Origin of the sequence: Priestia megaterium, from assembly GCF_009497655.1 — a bacterium.
Classification (GTDB): domain Bacteria; phylum Bacillota; class Bacilli; order Bacillales; family Bacillaceae_H; genus Priestia; species Priestia zanthoxyli.
Map to the genome: position 1 here is coordinate 1,916,070 of NZ_CP023317.1, position 19,916 is coordinate 1,935,985.

23 protein-coding genes and 1 riboswitch are annotated in these 19,916 nt (G+C 39.5%); of the genes, 21 read left to right on the forward strand and 2 right to left on the reverse strand.

Going from position 1 to position 19,916, the window contains the following annotated elements; genetic code table 11:
• Window positions 1-207: 207 nt before the first annotated feature.
• The 6 genes from CEQ83_RS09605 to CEQ83_RS09630 all read left to right on the forward strand — a co-directional run bounded on the left by CEQ83_RS09605 (window position 208) and on the right by CEQ83_RS09630 (window position 6,927).
• Window positions 208-1,896, forward strand: a complete 1,689-nt coding sequence (locus tag CEQ83_RS09605; RefSeq protein WP_098999868.1) for a formate--tetrahydrofolate ligase — start codon at window positions 208-210, stop codon at window positions 1,894-1,896.
• 129 nt (window positions 1,897-2,025) lie between these two features.
• Window positions 2,026-2,544, forward strand: a complete 519-nt coding sequence (locus CEQ83_RS09610; protein WP_028413652.1) for a hypothetical protein — start codon at window positions 2,026-2,028, stop codon at window positions 2,542-2,544.
• A gap of 61 nt (window positions 2,545-2,605) precedes the next feature.
• Window positions 2,606-3,082 carry a glutathione peroxidase gene (locus CEQ83_RS09615; protein WP_028413651.1) on the forward strand — a complete coding sequence of 159 codons (477 nt, stop codon included), beginning with the start codon at window positions 2,606-2,608 and terminating at the stop codon, window positions 3,080-3,082.
• Between the two features lie 124 nt (window positions 3,083-3,206).
• A complete protein-coding gene (locus tag CEQ83_RS09620; RefSeq protein ID WP_028413650.1) occupies window positions 3,207-3,860 on the forward strand; it encodes an HD domain-containing protein in 654 nt (217 codons plus the stop codon).
• Entirely contained in the window at window positions 3,841-5,739 is a 1,899-nt protein-coding gene (locus CEQ83_RS09625) for an ABC-F family ATP-binding cassette domain-containing protein (protein ID WP_154988966.1), read from the forward strand. The genes CEQ83_RS09620 and CEQ83_RS09625 overlap by 20 nt, the downstream gene beginning before the upstream one ends.
• Window positions 5,740-5,802: 63 nt before the next feature.
• Entirely contained in the window at window positions 5,803-6,927 is a 1,125-nt protein-coding gene (locus CEQ83_RS09630; protein WP_028413648.1) for a conserved virulence factor C family protein, read from the forward strand.
• Between the two features lie 30 nt (window positions 6,928-6,957).
• On the opposite strand, the gene CEQ83_RS09635 is transcribed toward CEQ83_RS09630, so the two are convergent.
• A complete protein-coding gene (locus tag CEQ83_RS09635; RefSeq protein WP_028413647.1) occupies window positions 6,958-7,842 on the reverse strand; it encodes a polysaccharide deacetylase family protein in 885 nt (294 codons plus the stop codon).
• Window positions 7,843-8,082: 240 nt separating this feature from the next.
• Between CEQ83_RS09635 and CEQ83_RS09640 the strand changes: the two genes are divergently transcribed.
• From CEQ83_RS09640 to rarD, 14 genes are all read left to right on the forward strand, one after another.
• Window positions 8,083-8,520, forward strand: a complete 438-nt coding sequence (locus CEQ83_RS09640; protein WP_013056693.1) for a BrxA/BrxB family bacilliredoxin — start codon at window positions 8,083-8,085, stop codon at window positions 8,518-8,520.
• Between the two features lie 134 nt (window positions 8,521-8,654).
• Complete coding sequence (locus CEQ83_RS09645; RefSeq protein ID WP_028413646.1) at window positions 8,655-9,434, forward strand: class I SAM-dependent methyltransferase; 780 nt, start codon at window positions 8,655-8,657, stop codon at window positions 9,432-9,434.
• 380 nt (window positions 9,435-9,814) lie between these two features.
• Window positions 9,815-10,417, forward strand: coding sequence for a YpjP family protein (locus CEQ83_RS09650; protein ID WP_028413645.1), 603 nt, complete (start codon window positions 9,815-9,817; stop codon window positions 10,415-10,417).
• A gap of 188 nt (window positions 10,418-10,605) precedes the next feature.
• Window positions 10,606-10,920 carry a thioredoxin family protein gene (locus tag CEQ83_RS09655; RefSeq protein ID WP_013056696.1) on the forward strand — a complete coding sequence of 105 codons (315 nt, stop codon included), beginning with the start codon at window positions 10,606-10,608 and terminating at the stop codon, window positions 10,918-10,920.
• Window positions 10,921-11,010: 90 nt separating this feature from the next.
• A riboswitch (cobalamin riboswitch) is annotated at window positions 11,011-11,143 on the forward strand.
• 259 nt (window positions 11,144-11,402) lie between these two features.
• The gene (locus tag CEQ83_RS09660) at window positions 11,403-12,362 is read left to right on the forward strand and encodes an ABC transporter substrate-binding protein (RefSeq protein ID WP_155017211.1); all 960 of its coding nucleotides are present in this window, start codon (window positions 11,403-11,405) and stop codon (window positions 12,360-12,362) included.
• A gap of 88 nt (window positions 12,363-12,450) precedes the next feature.
• On the forward strand, window positions 12,451-13,059 hold the full coding sequence (locus tag CEQ83_RS09665; protein WP_028413643.1) for an adenosylcobinamide amidohydrolase: 609 nt from the start codon (window positions 12,451-12,453) through the stop codon (window positions 13,057-13,059).
• A 4-nt stretch (window positions 13,060-13,063) separates the two neighbouring features.
• Complete coding sequence (cbiB, locus tag CEQ83_RS09670; protein WP_028413642.1) at window positions 13,064-14,050, forward strand: adenosylcobinamide-phosphate synthase CbiB; 987 nt, start codon at window positions 13,064-13,066, stop codon at window positions 14,048-14,050.
• Window positions 14,025-15,104 (forward strand): threonine-phosphate decarboxylase CobD, encoded by a 1,080-nt coding sequence (cobD, locus tag CEQ83_RS09675; protein ID WP_028413641.1) that lies wholly within the window; start codon window positions 14,025-14,027, stop codon window positions 15,102-15,104. The genes cbiB and cobD overlap by 26 nt, the downstream gene beginning before the upstream one ends.
• The gene (locus CEQ83_RS09680; protein WP_028413640.1) at window positions 15,101-15,661 is read left to right on the forward strand and encodes a bifunctional adenosylcobinamide kinase/adenosylcobinamide-phosphate guanylyltransferase; all 561 of its coding nucleotides are present in this window, start codon (window positions 15,101-15,103) and stop codon (window positions 15,659-15,661) included. The genes cobD and CEQ83_RS09680 overlap by 4 nt, the downstream gene beginning before the upstream one ends.
• Window positions 15,658-16,431 (forward strand): adenosylcobinamide-GDP ribazoletransferase, encoded by a 774-nt coding sequence (cobS, locus tag CEQ83_RS09685; protein WP_028413639.1) that lies wholly within the window; start codon window positions 15,658-15,660, stop codon window positions 16,429-16,431. The genes CEQ83_RS09680 and cobS overlap by 4 nt, the downstream gene beginning before the upstream one ends.
• Window positions 16,389-17,003, forward strand: coding sequence for a histidine phosphatase family protein (locus tag CEQ83_RS09690; RefSeq protein WP_155017212.1), 615 nt, complete (start codon window positions 16,389-16,391; stop codon window positions 17,001-17,003). The genes cobS and CEQ83_RS09690 overlap by 43 nt, the downstream gene beginning before the upstream one ends.
• Entirely contained in the window at window positions 16,955-17,380 is a 426-nt protein-coding gene (locus tag CEQ83_RS09695) for a bifunctional adenosylcobinamide kinase/adenosylcobinamide-phosphate guanylyltransferase (protein WP_028413637.1), read from the forward strand. The genes CEQ83_RS09690 and CEQ83_RS09695 overlap by 49 nt, the downstream gene beginning before the upstream one ends.
• On the forward strand, window positions 17,377-17,946 hold the full coding sequence (locus CEQ83_RS09700; RefSeq protein ID WP_028413636.1) for a cob(I)yrinic acid a,c-diamide adenosyltransferase: 570 nt from the start codon (window positions 17,377-17,379) through the stop codon (window positions 17,944-17,946). The genes CEQ83_RS09695 and CEQ83_RS09700 overlap by 4 nt, the downstream gene beginning before the upstream one ends.
• A gap of 147 nt (window positions 17,947-18,093) precedes the next feature.
• Window positions 18,094-19,020, forward strand: a complete 927-nt coding sequence (gene rarD / locus CEQ83_RS09705; RefSeq protein ID WP_028413635.1) for an EamA family transporter RarD — start codon at window positions 18,094-18,096, stop codon at window positions 19,018-19,020.
• Window positions 19,021-19,111: 91 nt separating this feature from the next.
• Here rarD and CEQ83_RS09710 read toward each other — a convergent pair whose 3' ends face one another.
• Window positions 19,112-19,438: a MerR family transcriptional regulator gene (locus CEQ83_RS09710; RefSeq protein WP_013082852.1), complete on the reverse strand. Its 327-nt coding sequence runs from the start codon at window positions 19,436-19,438 to the stop codon at window positions 19,112-19,114.
• Window positions 19,439-19,732: 294 nt separating this feature from the next.
• On the opposite strand from CEQ83_RS09710, the gene CEQ83_RS27025 reads away from it, so the two are divergent.
• Window positions 19,733-19,891, forward strand: a complete 159-nt coding sequence (locus CEQ83_RS27025) for a hypothetical protein (protein ID WP_013056708.1) — start codon at window positions 19,733-19,735, stop codon at window positions 19,889-19,891.
• Window positions 19,892-19,916 lie beyond the last annotated feature (25 nt).

Genomic DNA, 19,916 nt, shown 5'->3' on the forward strand with positions numbered 1-19,916 from the left:
TTAATATGCGTAATGGCTAAAATGAAATGGTACAATAAGGTTAAATTGGAGCATTGCTATGCTTTTTTAGCATGACTGAAACTCAGTAAAATTTATAGAGCAGTCGTTCCTGTATTTATTAAACTTCATATCTCCCCCAGAAAACGGATTTTATCCTTTTTTGATGAAGTGTTTAAAAAGAATTCTCAGCAGAAAAGGGGTTTTTATATGACAACTAAGAAGCAAATAAAAAGTGATTTGCAAATTGCACAAGAGGCAACGATTAAACCGATTAAAGAGATTGCCGAGCAGCTCGATATTTTAGAGGCCGAGCTAGAGCCGTACGGACATTATAAAGCCAAGCTTTCTTTGTCCGTTATGGAACGTTTACACACAAAACAAGATGGAAAAGTGATTTTAGTTACAGCTATTAATCCAACTCCAGCAGGAGAAGGGAAGTCGACAGTGACGGTTGGCTTAGCTCAGGCATTACATAGATTAGGTAAAAAAGCGATTGTCGCCATGCGTGAACCTTCTCTTGGTCCGGTAATGGGAATTAAAGGAGGTGCCGCTGGAGGTGGCTATGCTCAAGTGCTACCAATGGAGGATATTAATTTACACTTTACTGGAGACCTGCATGCCATCACAACAGCTAACAACGCGCTGGCAGCCATTTTAGATAACCATATACATCAAGGTAATGAACTGCGTATTGATACACGTAAAATTACGTGGAAACGAGTGGTGGATTTAAACGACCGCGCGCTGCGTCAGGTTGTCGTTGGATTAGGTGGTCCGATGCAAGGTGTTCCTCGAGAAGATGGATTTGATATTACGGTTGCATCAGAAATTATGGCTATTTTCTGCTTAGCGTCAGATTTACAAGACTTAAAGCGTCGCTTAGCGTCCATTGTTGTAGCTTACAACATGGATAATGAGCCTGTAACGGTTGCGGACTTAGGTGCACAAGGAGCGCTTACTCTTCTTTTAAAAGATGCGATTAAACCAAACCTTGTACAGACGTTGGAACATACTCCAGCCCTCATTCACGGAGGTCCTTTTGCTAATATTGCCCACGGCTGCAATAGCGTCATTGCAACAAAAATGGCTGCAAAACTAGGCGACTATGTAGTAACAGAAGCGGGATTTGGGGCAGATTTAGGCGCAGAAAAATTCCTGAATATTAAAGCTCGTATGGCAGATATTAAACCAGAAACGGTGGTAATCGTTGCCACAATTCGTGCTCTGAAAATGCATGGGGGCGTTCCTAAAGAGCGTTTAAATGAAGAAAACATTGAGGCTTTAGAAGCGGGAATTGAAAATCTTGAAAAACATATTGAAACGATTCAGGCATTCGGCGTTCCTTATGTGGTAGCCGTGAACCGTTTTGTAACAGATTCAAAAGGTGAAGTAGAAGCGCTTATGAATTGGTGCGCTTCAAAGAATGTTCCAGTTGCTTTAACAGAAGTATGGGAAAAAGGTGGAGAAGGCGGCGTCATGCTTGCTGAAAAAATTCTTGAGGTCATGAACGAGACAGAAAGTCAGTTTTCTCCTCTTTATGATGTGTCAGCTTCGATTCCAGAAAAAGTAGAAGCTATTGCTAAAACCGTATACGGAGCACAAGGCGTAGATTTTGCTCCAAAAGCGTTAAAGCAAATACAGCAATTTGAAGCAAACGGATGGGATCACCTGCCGATCTGTATGGCCAAAACGCAGTATTCGTTAAGTGATGATCAGACGAAGCTGGGGCGACCAACTGATTTTAAGATTACAGTGAGGGAATTCCGTCCTTCGCTCGGCGCTGGTTTTCTCGTGGCGCTAACAGGTTCAATTATGACAATGCCTGGACTTCCAAAAAAACCTGCTGCGCTCAATATGGATATTGACGAGAATGGACATGCACTAGGTATTTTTTAAGAGAAAAGCGATGCCTTGGCATCGCTTTTCTTATGATATAAAACAAAATAACAGGTATGTTATGAATTAATTTGGCAAGAAAGAAGAAGAGCTGACTGTTCGTATTTTATAAAAAAGGAAGTAGTTGAAATGTTTGATCCAATTGTATTTGATAATTTAAAAGTAGTTGTAGAAGGAGAGATCTATGATCTTGACTTATCTGGGCAAGTATCTGTTACGAATCGCGAAGATTTTGTAGACTTAGCTCAGTTTACTCGAACGTACCGCATTTCTTTTCAACAGCATTTTTGCTGTACCGCGTCGCTAACTTTATCAACCGACTTAGATAATATTCATGCGGAATTAACGCCTTCCCGTGTAGAAAAACCAGGTTGTACAGTTTATATTCATTTTCAGCTGAAAAAACAAAAACCGTTTGAAGAAGCTGAGTTTCAAAACATACAGGAAATGTGTGAAAGGATCTGGGGAACAACAAGAGTGGTTAAGCAGCGTATTACTCATGAAGTTGGAGCAAACGAATATGAAAACAATATTGAGGTGACCTTTAACCGATTTATTTACGAAGATCAAGTGGGAGATTTAATCGAAATGATTGATTATATGCTGCAAACGACTGACCAGCTAAAGGTTCTTTACGACAAATCATAAGAGCGTTTCAGTTGTACTCTAGAAATAAAGTGAATTACAATAGAGAAAAGGAGGCGTTTTAATGAGCGTGTATGAATACTCTGCAAAAACAATTAAAGACGAAGACGTATCACTATCTAACTATCAAGGTGACGTACTGTTGATTGTGAATACAGCTAGCAAATGCGGCTTCACCCCTCAATATAAAGATTTACAGGCGCTGTATGAAGAAGAAAAAGAAAACGGTCTAACGGTTCTAGGTTTTCCTTGCAATCAGTTCGGTGGTCAAGAGCCAGGAAGTTCAAATGATATTGAACAATTTTGCGAGTTAAACTACGGCGTTTCGTTTCCAATGTTTGCAAAAGTAGATGTAAAAGGTGAGCATGCACATCCGTTATTTGCATACTTAACGGAACAAGCACCTGGCCTGCTAGGTTCTAAAGCGATAAAGTGGAATTTCACAAAGTTTTTAGTGAATCGTCAAGGTGAAGTCGTGAAGCGATACGCACCTCAAACTGCACCAAAAGATATTCAAAAAGATATAAAAGAATTGCTGTAAAAGCAGGTGGATCTCCATCTGTTTTTTATTTTTCAGCCAGGGTTTTCAAAGGGTGCTCAGCTGTCAGTGAGACGAGCGCCTTACTTTGTGCTAAAATAATGGTGGATATAATTGAGGTGAGCAAATGAACAAAATAGAAAAGACGGAAAAGTGGGTTCAAGCAAAGCTTGCGCATGACACGACGGGACATGACTGGCAGCATATCGATCGCGTGCGTCGAAATGCAGTGCTTTTATATAAAAAAGAAGGCGGCAACCGGGAAGTTATTGAACTAGCCGCGCTTTTACACGATGTGGTAGATGATAAGCTAGTGGAAGATGTTGAAAAAGCGTATGAAGAAGTGCGGGAGTGGCTGAAGAGTCAGCGCGTAGAAGAAGAGAACTGCAAGCATATCGTTCATATTTTACAAACGATGTCATATAAAGGCGGCAACCGTCCGGCTATGGCCACGCTTGAAGGTCAAGTTGTTCAAGATGCAGATCGTTTAGATGCAATTGGTGCGATTGGTATCGCACGTACGTTTATGTATGCAGGTTCTAAAGGCACGGCTCTGTATGACGAAAACATTGCTGTACGAAGTGAGATGACAGAGGAAGAATACAGACACGGAAAATCAACGGCTATTGCTCATTTTTATGAAAAGTTGTTAAAGCTGACTGCGTTAATGAATACTCAAACAGCACGGTCTCTAGCGCAAGAGCGACATACATATATGAAAGAATTTTTAGTTCAATTTAAGAAAGAGTGGAATTATCATTATGAAAATGCTGACTGTTGAAAACTTAACAAAAACATATGGAGAAAAAGAGCTGTTTCATCAGCTAACGTTTACAATTACGGAAAATGAGCGAATCGGCTTAATTGGTGTAAACGGAACAGGAAAATCGACGCTTCTTAAAATTATCGCAGGTCTAGAGCTGGGAGATGAAGGGGATATTATTCATGCTAAAGACTACAGCGTGACATATTTACCTCAGCATCCGGATTTTGATGAAGACTTAACGGTTTTAGAGCAAGTTTTCAGCGGAGATACGCCCCTTCTTAATTTATTAAAAAACTATGAGCTGGCTCTGTATGCGTTAGAGCAAGATTCTGCAAACGAGAAGAACCAGCAGACACTGTATGATTTACAGCAGAAAATGGATGCGATGAACGCGTGGGAAGCCAATTCTAACGCACAGTCGATCTTAACGAAGCTGGGAATTTCAAATATGAGTGCAAAAATTGGTGAGCTTTCAGGTGGACAGAAAAAGCGCGTGTCAATTGCCCAAAGCCTAATTCAAACACCTGATTTATTAATTTTGGATGAGCCGACTAACCACTTGGATTATGAGACGGTTAAATGGCTCGAAGAATATTTATCCAAATATCAAGGAGCCGTATTGCTTGTTACTCATGATCGCTATTTCTTGGATGCTGTTACAAACCGAATTTTTGAGTTAGACGGTGGAAATTTATATAGCTATAAAGGAAACTATGCTGCTTTTCTAGAAGGAAAAGCGATTCGAGAAGATCAGGAAAAAGCAACTCAAGCAAAATTAAGTAACTTATATCGCAATGAATTGGCTTGGATTCGCCGAGGAGCAAAAGCGCGTACGACTAAACAAAAAGCGCGTATTCAGCGATTTGATGAATTAGAAGGAAAACTCGATTCTTCTGAAAAAGAATCACTAGATTTAAGTTTAGCAGGCAGCCGCCTTGGGAAAAAAGTGTTTGAATTAAAAGATGTGTCTAAGACGTATGAAAATAAAATCATTCTTTCAGACTTTACGCACATCGTGAAAAAACAAGACCGAATTGGAATTGTCGGTAAGAACGGAAGCGGAAAGTCTACCCTGTTGAATATGATTGCAGGACGCATTGAGCCGGACAGCGGTGAAATTGACAGAGGACAAACGGTTAAAATTGCTTACTATACTCAAGAAAGCGATGATATGGACTTGAATCAACGCATGCTTGATTATATTAAAGAATCGGCAGAAGTTGTTCATACGACGGATGGGAAAATGATCTCTGCATCGCAAATGCTTGAGAGATTTCTATTTCCTTCACATACGCACGGAACACCGATTCAAAAGTTGTCCGGAGGAGAGCGCCGTCGTTTATATTTATTGAAATTGTTGATGACATCGCCAAATGTTTTACTGCTAGATGAGCCGACTAATGATTTGGATACTCAAACGCTAACGGTGCTTGAAGACTACCTCGAAGAATTTCCAGGTGTTGTTATCACGGTATCACATGATCGCTATTTCTTAGATAAAGTAGCAGATTACTTACTTGTCTTTGAAGGAGAAGGAAACATTTCGACTTATTTTGGCGCTTATACAGATCAATTAGAAGAAGCGGTGAAAAAGAAGCAGGCAATGGCTCAGCAGGCTAAAGTGAAAGAAGAAAAGCCAAAACAGCCGGAGAAAACGAAAAAGCGTCGCTTAACGTATAAAGAACAAAAAGAATGGGAAGAAATCGAAGATCATATTGCAGCAAAAGAAGAAGAAATTGAACGCTTAACAAGTGAAATTGAACAGGTGGGCAGCGATTATACAAAAGCGCATAACCTATCGTTAGAACAAGAAAAAGCAAATGAAGAATTAAATGCACTGCTTGATCGCTGGGCAGAGCTTTCAGAGCTGATTGAAGAAATTGAAAACGCGTAAACAAGTCGTTAGACTGAGTATAAGCCACATGCTACAATTTTAATGAGAGGAGTACGATACGATATGAACATTAAATCAATTGAGCCAACGCCAAGTCCGAATACAATGAAAATTAATTTAGACGAAGTGCTATCAGGCGGAAAAAGCAATAACTATACGGAAAAAAATGCTGAAGCAGCGCCTGAAGTTGTTCAAGACATCTTGAAAGTAGAAGGGGTAAAAGGAGTCTATCACGTAGCGGACTTCTTAGCAGTAGAGCGAAATGCTAAATATGACTGGAAGCAAATTTTGCCGCAAGTTCGTGCAGCGTTTGGTGAAGATTTGCAGAGTAACAGCGAACAGCACAAAATGAATGAGCATTTTGGTGAGGTCAATGTGTCCGTTCAAATGTTCAAAAACGTACCAATGCAAGTTAAGCTAACGGATGGAAATGAAGAAAAGCGATTTGGTCTGCCTGAACGATTCGCAAAAGCGGTAGCAGAGCTTCAAAGCTTTTCAGATAATGTAGTGTTAGAACGGAAATGGAAAGAACAAGGCGTTCGTTACGGAGAGTTAGCGGCTATCGGAGACGAAGTAGTGGAAGAATTAGCAGCAGCATATCCGCAAGAAAGATTAACTCGCCTTGTAGCCAATGCACAAGAAGAAAAAGAAGGCGGAAAAACGGTACAGCCGCGTAAAACCTATAAAGTTACAGAAGAGATGCTAGAAGACAACGATTGGTCAGTGCGCTATGCCCATTTAGAACAAATGGATCCAACAGAAGCTGATTTAGACGTTTTAAATAAAGCGCTTGATGATGAAAAAGCATCTATTCGCCGCTTAGCTACGGTCTACTTAGGAATGATTGAATCAAAAGCGGTACTGCCTTATTTATACAAAGCATTAAAAGATAAATCAGTCACTGTGCGCCGTACTGCTGGAGACTGCATGTCGGATTTAGGTTTTGAAGAAGGTATTCCGGCAATGTGTGAAGCCCTTGGTGATAAAAACAAGCTTGTGCGCTGGCGTGCAGCGATGTATTTATACGAGGTAGGGGATGAGACGGCTCTTCCTGCATTAAAAGCAGCAGAGAATGACAAAGAATTTGAGGTAGATTTACAAATCAAGCTAGCGATTGAACGTATCGAAGGCGGAGAAGAAGCAAAAGGTTCTGTTTGGAAACAAATGACGGAAAGCAGAAAAGCATAAAAAAAGATCATTCACTTGAATGATCTTTTTTTATGACTGTTTTGCAGCGGGAGTTGGAAACTGCATAGGCTGCATCGTGTTATCAATTTTAATAGGCTGATAACCGGACTGTTTTAAGTAAGTCAAAATAGTCGGTAGAGACTGTGCCGTAAAGGATTTGTCATGAAATAAAATGACGGGTGTTCTTCCGTTGGAGTTAACCCCTTGAATATGAGGTTCAAGGCCCTGAATAATTCTAGGTGCAGAACGAAGTGCCCAGTCTTCACTGTCTACATTCCAGTCCCATAATTTAAAGTGGCTTAGCAACTCTGTACGGTGCGGCTCTTTTAAATAAGGAACGCTGCCGTAAGGAACGCGGATTAACTTACTGTCAACACCGGTTACTTTCTTAACTGTCGCTTGACACTCCTGCATTTCTTTTAACGCGGCGCCGTCTTCACTATACATGACATGAATATCATGAGAGACGCCGTGACAGCCGATGGCATGTCCTTCCTGTGCTACTTTTTTAGCAATTTCAGGGTGAGCGTCAATTTGATACTTTAACATAAAGAAAGTTGCTTTTACGTTATATTGACGCAAAGCATCTAAAATGTGAAGGGTATCAGGCGTTGGACCATCGTCAAACGTAAGGTAAACAGGCTGTGTAAGAGCTTGATTTTGATCGTTCACGGTATTTCCTACATACATATTATGGTGAAGTGTATTAAGCAGCTTCTCAGGTTGTGCTGAAGATGCAGCTTCTTTCAGCGGCAATGCAGTAGATGCTAAGACTTGCTGAGATGCAGCGGATTCACTTCCTTTGGCTTCTGTAATAAAAAATAAAGAAGCGACAATCACTAACACTAAAGACAAAAATGCATAAAATCGTTTGTTTGGCTTAAATCGTTTGTTCGGTTTAAATCGCTGGTTCAATTTGAAAATCCTTTCTACTAAACTACTATTTACTACTATAGTACAAAAAATGGAATATTAATAGTAAAAATCGACATTTTTATGGAAAAAAATTAGATGATATGACCCGGTTTTAATCTTTTTTGTCAAATGAAAAAGGAGAACGGGACAGCGATAAGGATTTGAAGAGTGAGTAGCTAGATTTTTCCTGGTTTTTATAGTATGCTTTTAGCGTGAATGATTGTTAGGAGGAATGTTAATATGTCAATGGCATATGAAGAATATATGCGTCAGTTAGTTAAACCAATGCGTCAAGAATTAACTCAAGCCGGTTATGAAGAATTAACAACAGAGGAAGCCGTAGTTGATTTTATGGAAAACGTAGAAGGAACAACTTTTGTTGTCGTTAATTCAGTTTGTGGATGCGCTGCTGGTTTAGCACGTCCTGCAGCAACGCAAGCGTACTTACAGTCTGAGCAAAAACCAGATCAAGTGGTAACTGTTTTTGCCGGTCAAGATAAGGAAGCAACAGCTAAAATGCGTGAATATTTTGGGGACATTGAGCCTTCATCACCGTCTATGGCACTTTTAAAAGGAAAAGAAGTTGTTCATTTTATTCCTCGACATGAAATTGAAGGTCAGCCGTTAGAAGTTATTTTTGAAAACATTTTAAATGGCTTTAAGCAGCACTGTTCATAAAATGTCCTGCTTTTGTCACATCTAGTATATAGATTTTTAAAGAAAAATCGCATATACTTTATAAGAAAAAGGATGTCTATCGGCATCCTTTTTCTTTATGTAAATAGCCAAACAGTGTAGGGGGAGTTATGAAAGTGATTGTTACGACTGCTGGTCGAACAAATGAACAGATGATTGTAAAAGCCAAACAAGTAGCCGCTGATTTAAGTATACCTTTTGTAACAAGAGAGAAGAAATCTGTTGCAGATCTTCAAAATCTTGAAGCGGCAGACGTGCTGGTTGTCGGTAAAAATAGAGTAGAATTGCACGTCCAAAGTGAAGAAGAACCTATTTTTTTTCATCCAAATTCCGCTATGTTTAGAGTGAAGAGATGGCTGCGGGGAGAACGTGATCCGTTTATTGAAGCTGCTGGTTTAGAAAAAGGAATGAGCGTGCTTGACTGTACACTTGGTCTTGCATCGGATAGTATGATGGCGAGCGTGGCGGTAGGGAAAAGTGGGAAAGTTGTCGGACTAGAAGGCAACCGCTATGTAGCTTATTTAGTCAAACAAGGACTTTTAAATTGGGAAAGTGACGTACAAGAGTTGAATGATGCAATGAAGCGTATAAACGTGGTTCATCAAAATTTTGAATCGTTTTTGGCGTGTTGTGAAGATAATTCTTTTGATGTTGTCTACTTTGATCCTATGTTTCAAGAACAAATTGAGGAATCGAATGGAATTAACGGTATTAAAGCAATAGCACTGTATACCACGCTGACGCCAATGGCTATACAAGAAGCAAAAAGAGTAGCCAAACAAAAGGTCGTGCTAAAAGATCATTGGAAAAGCAGTCGTTTTAAAGAGCATGGATTTACTGTGCAAAAACGAAAAACATCAAAATTTCATTACGGGACAATTGATATACAAAAATAACCAAAAAAGTAAAATTAATTACGCTCATTGAAAAGACTTCCAAAACCTTTTAGGAATTAAAAAGTTTTGGAAGTTTTTTTTATGAATTTCATCTAAAGTTCATAAAAGTATGATATATTTTTGAACATAAAAATACTTTTTTGTTTAAGCATCCAGCAAAAAAGGAATATCTTGTATAGGTTTCCGCTCGGTGTGACAACCTCAAACAGAAGAAGGAAGGTGGTAACTGAAAAGTCGTCAAATGCCCGTAGACAGCATAAATGAATAAGCAAATATAGGTAAAAAATTAATAAGTATGTTACAATACCTAGTGAGTTATGATAATGAATTTTACAATATGAAAAGACCATATGGGAAAAGATGAGAAAGGAAAGATACGAATGCCTAGATGGATAAAAAGAATGCTAATTGTATTTATTACAGTATTTACATTTGGGCTTGTCACTCCACCAGAATATTTATACGTTGATGATGCAAAAGCGGACAAGCAACATAAAGCAGGGTATGTAAGAGAAACAACTCCTGTCACAGCTGTTATAGAAGATATTCATTTGCCATATGAAGAACCAAAATATGAAGACGTTTCATCATTTGTTACGTATGCAATGGAATCAGCTGAAAAACAGTCAGTGGAAAAATTCGGAACAAAAATTGGTCCTGTCATTGAAGATGAATTTCGTCAAGCAGTGTTACCTAAAATTGAAGAAGTGCTGACCGACATTGGCACTGAACGTGAACAGTCAATTCAGAATCTCGAGATAAGCGAGCACCCTGCTGCTGGCTACGGTGAAAAGATTTTCCATGTATATGACCGGGAAACCGGTCAGGACTTAATACGGTTTCATGTACGGCGTGAAAATCCTCCAAAAGATGGATACTGGTTTAATTTTCACTATCATGCGGCCGCAGATAATTTTCAAAAGCATTATGATTTAGGGAAAATTTATTGGAACCGAAACATGCCGCCTAAGTGGTTCAGCTGATAATAGACACAACATTCTACAATTTCGAAATGTTAGCTTTTTTAAGCTAGCATTTTTTTACGTCTAAAACCGTTATGGTCTAAATAAGCTGAAACATTAGCACAACGATAAAAAAATCGTTTATAATGAAGTCAGACTTCTTACTATAGAATTGTAGGAAGGAACGAATAGACGCTGGAGGTAACACAATGAAACAATTTACGGAAGAAAAACAATTTCGCGAACAAATTAAGAATGAAACACTAAGCGTTGGGATTTTTACGACAACGTGGTGTCCTGATTGCAAACGTTTGGATATGTTTATTGATGAAATCGTTGACGAAAATACAGATAAAGCATGGTTTAAAATTGACAAGGATGAGTTTGAAGAACTTTCTGCTGAAAACAATGTAATGGGTATTCCTTCTCTTCTTGTATATAAAAACGGTGAAAAAATTGCGCACCTGCACAGTGCAAATGCTAAAACGCCTGAAGCGGTCCGTGAATTTTTAGCAACTCTTTAATTCCCTAAGCTGCGAGAGCATTCTCGCAGCTTTTTTTGTGAGAATGGCTATTTCCATTTTTCGATGAGTGGGGTATACTAGGACAAGTGAATAATCGTAAAGCAATAAGGTCTCAATTTAAAGATTGAGTGAAAAGGGAAGTCTGGTGAAAAACCAGCGCGGTCCCGCCACTGTAAGCGCTTTGTGCGTAAGTCAGGAGACCTGCCTTATTGTTAGCTGTGAAACCTTCGAGGAAGGGTGAAGCAGGGTAATGAACATACATATCAAGTATAGTGAACGGATTCTTTTCCTGCTTATCTTGACGTTACCTGCTTTGCTTTCAATTGAAAGTAAAGCTTTTTTATTTTGAAGCTGCTGCCGAGCAGTATACATAGTCAAAGCGGAAAAAACGGGATAGCGCTGCTTTTTGCATGATCATTTGCTTTTTCTTTAACGTGGAGGTTTCGTATTCACAATGAACAATATATAGGGGGAGTATTTAGATGAAAAAATGGCTTTCGTATTCCATTATTGCGCTGTTAGTCATCGTACTTGCTGCATGCGGTGCAGGCAGCCAAAGCAACAGTGATAAAAAAACGAAGCAAGATACAGAACAAACGTCACAAGCTGCGTTTCCAGTGAAGGTAAAAGACGCGCGTGATAAAGAAATTACGTTGAAAAAACAGCCTAAGAAAATTGTTTCATTAATGCCAAGTAATACGGAGATTGTATATGCCCTTGGCCTTGAAAAAGAATTAGTCGGTGTCACAAGCAACGATGATTATCCTAAAAGCGTAAAGAAAAAAGCGCAGGTGGGAGATATGAACGTTAATGCAGAAAAAGTTATTGCTTTAAATCCTGATTTAGTGCTGGCACACGCTTCAAGTATGGGCGTTTCAGATGAAGTATTTAAACAAATTGAAAGTGCGGGTATTCCGGTATTTGTTGTAAAAGATTCAACAACGTTTGATACGGTTTATGATTCTATTACGCAAATTGGTAAATTAACGGGTAAAACAAAAGAAGCTAATCAAACAATTAAAGACATGAAAGAAAAAGTAGCTTCAATTGAGAAAAAAGCAAAAACGATTTCAAAAGAAGATCGTAAAAAAGTATGGATAGAGGTATCGGGAGCTCCTGAGATTTATACAACAGGAAAAGGTACGTTCATGAACGAAATGCTTACTATGATCGGTGCTGATAACGTAGCGGCTAGTGAAAAGGGTTGGGTTAAGTTTTCTGAAGAGCAAGTTGTTAAGTTAAACCCTGACGTTATTATCGCAACGTATGATGCAGACAAAAATGAGATTATGAAGCGTCCCGCTTGGAGCAGCATGACTGCTGTAAAAGAGGGGAACATCGAAAAGGTTAATCAAAACAAAATCAACCGCTTAGGACCTCGTATTGTAGATGGCTTAGAGGACTTAGCAAAAGCAGTATACCCTGAGGTGTACAATAAATAAAAAGAGGGACCATATTCCAGTTCGAATTGAAAAGGGGATTGGTCCCTTTTCACATCTTAAAATTGAAGAACGGCCTGAGCTTTTAATCATGAAAACCGAGACTTCTTATAAAACATACAGCTCAGGCGTTTTAGGAACAGGCATCACGGAAACGGACACCTTTTACAATCGATTTGTTCATAAAGACTATTATTCAGATACTCCTTCTTTAGAGTATGAGCAATATTTGATGAAAGAAAATGTGCGCCATGAGCAAATCGTAGGGTTGATGACAGCGGTTTGGTTAAAAGAAAGAGCGATTTACTGTTATGAAGGCTACGGAGTAAGAGTAGCTTCCGTGATAACGGCTGGAGTAGGAAACGCAGTGGATATTACAGCTGACGAAGCTGTCCCTTTCTATTCCTCTCCCGGTACAATTAATATGTTTTTTTTCGTGGAAGGCAGGCTTACGGATGCGGCGTTTTTACAGCTTTTTATTGCCGCTACAGAAGCCAAAACAAAAACGCTGTCACAGCTGGGTGTCATAGATCCAGCTACAAAGACGATTGCTACGGGAACATCTACGGACAGTATCTCAGTTGCAGCGTCTCAGCAAGGACCATTATATGAATATGCAGGCTCTATGACCGCTTTAGGTCAAGCGGTAGCCAAGCTGGTAAAAATAAGCTTAGAGCAGGCACTTAAGGAAAAGAGGTGAAGAAATGAGTATTGCACAAGCGATGATTGCACACCTGACAGCCATGACGATTGCTCTACTCATTGACCGAATCATAGGTGACCCAGAAAATTGGCCGCATCCCGTTCGCTGGTTTGGCAAGTGGATTTATTGGATGGATTCCAGATTAAATAAAGGCGCAGGAAAACGATTCAAAGGATTGCTTCTTGTGATAAGTATGGTGGTGCTCGCAGGAGTTATTCCTTTTTTATTCCTTCATGCTTTGTACGGAGTTCATTTTATACTAGGTGTTTTAGTAGAGGGCGTAATGATTGCGACTACTATATCCACTCGTTCCTTAAGCGAAGCTGCTTATAAGGTGCAAAAGCCGCTTCAGCTAGGAGATATGGAGAAAGCTAGATATGAAGTAAGCATGATTGTGGGACGAGATACGGACCGTTTATCAGAAGGAGAAATTGCCAGAGCGACGGTAGAGACCGTGGCTGAAAATACAAGTGATGGTATTACAGCTCCGCTTTTTTATGCATTTATAGGAGGGGGAGCCCTAGCCTTTTTTTACCGAGCTATTAACACATGCGATTCAATGGTTGGGTATAAAAATGACCGCTACTTTCTGTTCGGCTATTTTAGTGCAAAAACCGATGACGTATTAAACTATATTCCAAGTCGGTTAACTGCAGTGGTGATGACCGCTGTTAATGTAGCAAAAAGCCAATATTCTCTTTGGCATGTAACGAGTTTGATTAAGCGCGATGCTAAGAAGCACCCAAGTCCAAATAGCGGATACGGGGAAAGTGCAGTGGCTGCCCTTTTAGGTATTCAACTCGGCGGGCTTAATACATATAAAGGCATAGAATCTAATCGTGCAAAAATGGGCGAACCACTCATTCCCCTGCAACCCGGTCATATTGAACAAGCTGTTTTCATTATGAAAAGGACGGTCTATGCTACGTGGTTATTCTATCTTTTGTTAGGAGGAGTTATTAGTGCTATTACCTACACATGGAGCTAACCCCAATGTCTTTTTAAAAGCAATAGGGGCCGAGAATTTGTCGCATCTAAAAGACTTTAGCGTAAACACAAATCCTTTAGGGGCTCCCCTTGTTCTTCACGAAAAGTGGAACGAATTCAAGGAAGCTGCGTTTAGTTACCCTGATCCTGAAGTAACAGAACTAAAAAATAAACTTGCAGCTCATCATCATGTTTCCGCTGCCCAAGTGCTGCCCACAAATGGGGCCGCTGAAGCTTTTTTCCTTATTGCTTCTTTATTTTCAGGAGAGAAAGCGGGGATTGTACAGCCGACGTTTGTCGAATACGAACAGGCAAGTAAAGCGTATGGATGTGAAGTGACATACGTTCCTTTAGCTGAAGAAAATGGCTGGAGCTGGGATATAGAGTTGATTATGAGTATTCTTCCGGATATAAAAGTACTATGGATTTGTCACCCAAATAATCCAACGGGCGTTATGTATAGTCACGAGGAATGGATGAAAGTAGTAAAAGCTGCTGCTCATCATGGTACATACTTAATAATTGATGAAGCATTTATTGATTTTGTCGAACATCAGCCTTCATTTGATTCTCTTATTCTAAACTATGAACATCTCATTGTTGTGCGTTCGATGACAAAGATGTTTAATATTGCGGGGCTTCGCCTTGGCTATATTTTGGCAAATGAAAAAATTATTAGCAAGATGTCTAAAAAACAACCTCCTTGGAGTGTAAACGGATTGTCGCAGCAAGTAGGGATGATATGTGTAGATGAAAAAGATTTTGTGAAAAAAACCGTACATTATATTAAACAAGAACGAAAACGGATCTTGAGTCAACTAGAAGAATGGGGGCTTTTGGTTTCTCCGTCTCAAACAAACTATTATCTTTGCAGCGTTCCGTCTTCTATTAAAACGCGCGACTGGCTTATCTATTTAGCAAGCCGCGGTGTGGTAGCTCGGCATACTGAAAACTTCCCATTTTTAAATGGACGCTATATCCGTTTGGCTGTGAAAACGAAAGAAGAAAATGACTATTTACTTAACGTAATCAAACAAGGACTCGATGAAATATGATCATCTTTATTAGCGGAGGGGTTCGAAGCGGCAAATCACGTGCAGCGGAGAACATGGTTCAAACTTTTTGTACAAAGCGCGCTGTTTATATTGCCACAAGCCGGCAAACAGATAGTGAAATGCAAAAACGTATCCAGCTTCATCAAACAGAACGTCAAGCGGCGAACACGCCTTGGGCAACGATCGAGCAGTCTGTAGATTTACAACAAATTCTTCCAAACCTTCGAAGTGATGATACTATACTCTTGGACTGTGTCACAAACTGGCTTGCCAATGAGCTTTTTTTAACCGAAAAAAGGTGGCAAACAAAAGAAGGTAAACAAGAGGTTTTTCGTCAGATGATAGAAGCGCTCGATAAGCTGTTTGCGCAGTCTCAGACGGTCGTGCTAGTATCTAATGAACTGTTTGAAGCGGGCGTGTTAGAGGAGCCGACATATAGCTATATGCATATGTTAGGGAAATTACATCAGTATATTGTAGAAAAAGCAGATGTGGCTATTTGTGTAGAAGCGGGACTTTCCCGTTTTAAAAAAGGAAAGGAATGTGTAAGCAAATGAAAGAATGGATAGCCATACTACGAATCTCTCTTCAGTTTTTTACGATCTTACCACTGGCTAAAACCGTTCAATGGACTGAAAAAAGAACGGCACGCTCACTTTTTGTTCTGCCTTGGATTGGCATATTACTAGGTTTAATGTTTTATAGCTTTTTACAGCTGCTTCACTATTCACCTATCACTGCTATTGTTAGCAGTATTTTAGTTTTGCTTTTGCCGCTTGTTTTAACGGGTGGTCTTCATGTAGACGGGTGGATGGATGTAAGTGATGCGTATTTTTCCCATCAGTCAAAGGAAAAGAAACTGCAGATTTTAAGCGATCCGCACGTTGGGTCTTTTGCTATTCTTTCTCTTATTGTTCTGCTTCTGCTGCGCTTTAGTGCAATCTATGAATTAACGTCTCTTTCTTCTTTATCGGTTTGGGCATGTATAACCGTCTTTACACTTCCAAGAATCGGAGCCGCTTTCTTAGTTATGAGAGATAAGCCCGCTAAAGATACGGGGCTTGCTGCTTATTTTCAAAAAGGAGTCACCAAATGGTCTATTTATGCATTTATCGTCATGAGCCTATTCTTAGTTGCTATTTTCATTGTTTTTATAGACAATAAATTCATTATCTTTTTCTTTGCCGGTTTTTTATGGCTCTGGATACGGTTTTATCGTTCGCAGTTTGGTGGCGTAACAGGAGATGTTATAGGTGCAACCATTGAAGGAGGAGAAACGTTTTTATGGATAATTCTTTGGTTATCACATGTATTCGCCATGGCATGACGCTTGAAAATCAACAAAAAAAATATATAGGGTGGAGTGATCCGCCTTTAAGTATAGAAGGGAAAAATGAATTAAAAGAGCTTTCTCTAGAGCCGGAGCTCGTTATTTCCAGTGACTTAAAAAGAGCGCTAGAAACAAGTTCAATTGTTTTTCCTAAATCTCAGGTGATTAAAAGGGAAAGTTGGCGTGAGCTGCATTTTGGAAATTGGGAAGAGAAGACGTATGAAGATTTAAAAAACATACGGGCATATAGAAATTGGATCGATCACTGGGCAGAACATACGCCTCCGAATGGTGAAAGCTTCTCAGGGTTTTCAAACCGAGTTTGGGAAGCTTGGGAAGAAGCGGTCGATTTGGCGGCTAGTCAGCAATTGCGTCACATTGCTATTGTTTCACACGGCGGACCACTGCGTTTACTTGCGTCCCATTTTAAACAGACAGCGTCGCTTTGGGATGTTTCTTTTTCTTATGGAGAAGGTTTTTCAGTAACGTGCACATACAAACAGGCAAAGGAGAGAAGAGCATGCATTTCGTATTCGGCGGTGCATTTACCGGCAAAAGAAAATGGGTGAAGCAGCAGTATGCCAGTAAGTCGATAAAATGGCATTGTTTGTATGAAGACCCCGTTTTACCGGCCATTGAGTTTGAAGAAAGTTACATTGTGCTAGAAGGATTTGAGCACTATGTTAAGGAATTAATACATAGCGAGCTGGAGGCTCCGCATCTTGTTGTTAAAAAGGTCATACAGAAGTGGAGAGACAGCGGTGTATGGGAACAGTTAATAGTGATTGGAACTGAAGTCGGCAAAGGCATTGTTCCTTTAGATCCAATAGAGCGGCAGTGGAGAGATGAATGCGGGTATGCGTATCAGCATTTGGCGGCACATGCCCAGAAAGTAGATCACATTTGGTACGGAATTGCTAATCGATTGAAGGAGGAAATACAATGAACATTTACACAAAAACAGGGGACAAAGGGCAGACAAGCTTGATTGGAGGAAGAGTAAATAAAGATGATATTCGAGTGGAAGCATACGGGACGATTGATGAGCTAAATGGCTTTGTAGGTCAAGCGATTTATCAGCTGGATGAAGCAACATTAAAAGATGTAAAAGAAGAGCTAATTACGATTCAGCATGAGCTTTTTGACTGTGGAAGTGATTTAGCATTTGCAAAAGATGATCATCCGTACAAAGTAACGAATGACATGATAGCAGTACTTGAAAAGCGCATTGATGTCTATATGTCAGAAGCGCCGGCCATTGAGCGTTTTATTTTACCTGGAGGCACACCTGCAGCGACAACGCTTCATATTTGTCGGACGATTACACGCCGCGCAGAACGGCTTGTTGTTGGCGTGCAGCGTGAGCATAAAATTAATGTGGCGGTGCTTCAGTATTTAAATCGTTTATCCGATTATTTCTTTGCTGCGGCTCGAATCGCTAACGCGCGAGAAAATGTACAAGACGTAGAGTATATTCGCAGTGCCAAAGTATTTAAACAACCTAAAAAATAATGTATAAAAAACGGTCGAGCTAAAAGCGATCGTTTTTTTTTTTTTTTTTTTTTTGAGCTATTTCGATAGGCAAAATAAAGCTATAAAAAAGAGGTAAATGCATCTATAATGATAAGAGACAGAGAGATAAAGAAAAGAGGTTGAGAAATGAATCAAGATTCTAAACGAGCAGGTATTGTTTATACAGCCAGCGCTTACGTTATGTGGGGGCTTTTTCCGCTTTACTGGAAGCTTCTTGGCGAGGTGAATGCGAATGAAATACTCGCTCACCGCGTTATATGGTCATTTATTTTTATGCTTTTACTTTTGCTTGTGACAAAGCAAATGAGTTCTTTAAAGAAGACGCTTGGTTTATTATTTCGTAATACGAAACAAGCGGTCATTTTATTTGTGGCTTCAGTGCTAATCAGCATCAACTGGTTCGTTTACATTTGGGCGGTTAACCATAATCATATTATTGAAACAAGTTTAGGTTACTACATCAATCCGCTCGTTAGTATTTTGCTTGGCATAGTCGTTTTAAAAGAGAAGCTTAATTTTTGGCAAGGTGCTTCTGTTGGATTGGCTGCTATAGGTGTTATCGTTATGACAGTTACATACGGACATATCCCATGGGTATCATTAAGCTTAGCGTTTAGCTTTGGTTTGTACGGTCTTGTAAAAAAGACTATTCAGTTAGAAGCAAAAGTAGGATTAACGATTGAAACGATGATGGTTGCACCTATTGCAGTTATTTATTTTATTTTTCTTTTAGTGAAAGGATCTTCAAGTTTTTCCCTTCAGTCGCTTGATGTGAGTGCTCTTTTAATTGGAGGCGGTGTTGCTACAGCTATGCCACTATTGTATTTCGCTAAAGGAGCCCCGCTTATTCCGCTATCGATGGTCGGTTTTTTGCAGTACATTGCTCCTACCATGACGCTTTTATTAGGGGTATTCGTGTATCACGAACCGTTTTCTAGCGTGGAAATGATTGCCTTTTTGTTCATTTGGGGCGGGTCGGTTATGTTCATTTTATCTAAAACTAAGTTCATGAGCTCTCATCAGCCGAAATTCTTTAAAGGGCGTTCAGCTTAACGGACAAAAAAGCGGATATCTTTAGATATGCGCTTTTTTGTCTGCTGTAAAGAAATAAAAACGGAGACGGAAAAGTCACCGTATGTATACTTTATAGCTTCCGCTTGAAATGAGCGTTCAACTGACCTTGAAGCATTTGGTTTTTTACTTCTTTCATTTTTCTCGCTTCATCTTTTTTAGCCAGTTCTGTGCGTATTTCACTCGTTTGAACTCCTTCTTCTATACGATCGGCAATATCCATTAATCGTTCGACGTCTGAAAACGAATATTTCCGGATACCCGTATTGGTTCGGTCCGGAAAGAGCAGGCTTCTTTTCTCATAGTAGCGAATTTGTCTTTCTGATAAACCGGTTAATTCTTTTACAATCCCAATAGACATGACTTTTTTATCTCGATATGACGCTTCATTCGTAGACAATCTCCCTCACCCCTGAGTACGTAGTAGTATGTTATTATAAAGGAAAAAAATACAAAAAATTATAACATGTAATACATTCTAACATATATATGTTATATTTTTGAATTACTATGTGAGAAAAAGTGACATAAATAATGAAATAGGGAAAAGAGTCCTATAAACTAATGATTAACTCGATCCCAAGTGGTTAACCATACAGGATAAAGCCTTGTGGTTAATCACTTGCTTTCAAAATGATGAATAGAAAATAAATGTGAGAATATACATAAATTCTAAAAGGGAAGGGCGTTTTACATGGCTGTGCAACAATTGAAAAAAGAAGAGATTATTGAGCTGGCAAAAGAAATTATTGAACTCGATTTGAAAAGAGATGAAAAATTTGAAGAATTGACAGAGTTAGCCGGAAATCGTGCATATGAAATTTTGCGCAGAGTACAAAATGCCTGTTTATAAGTAATAAAAAAATCCCGCCTAGAGC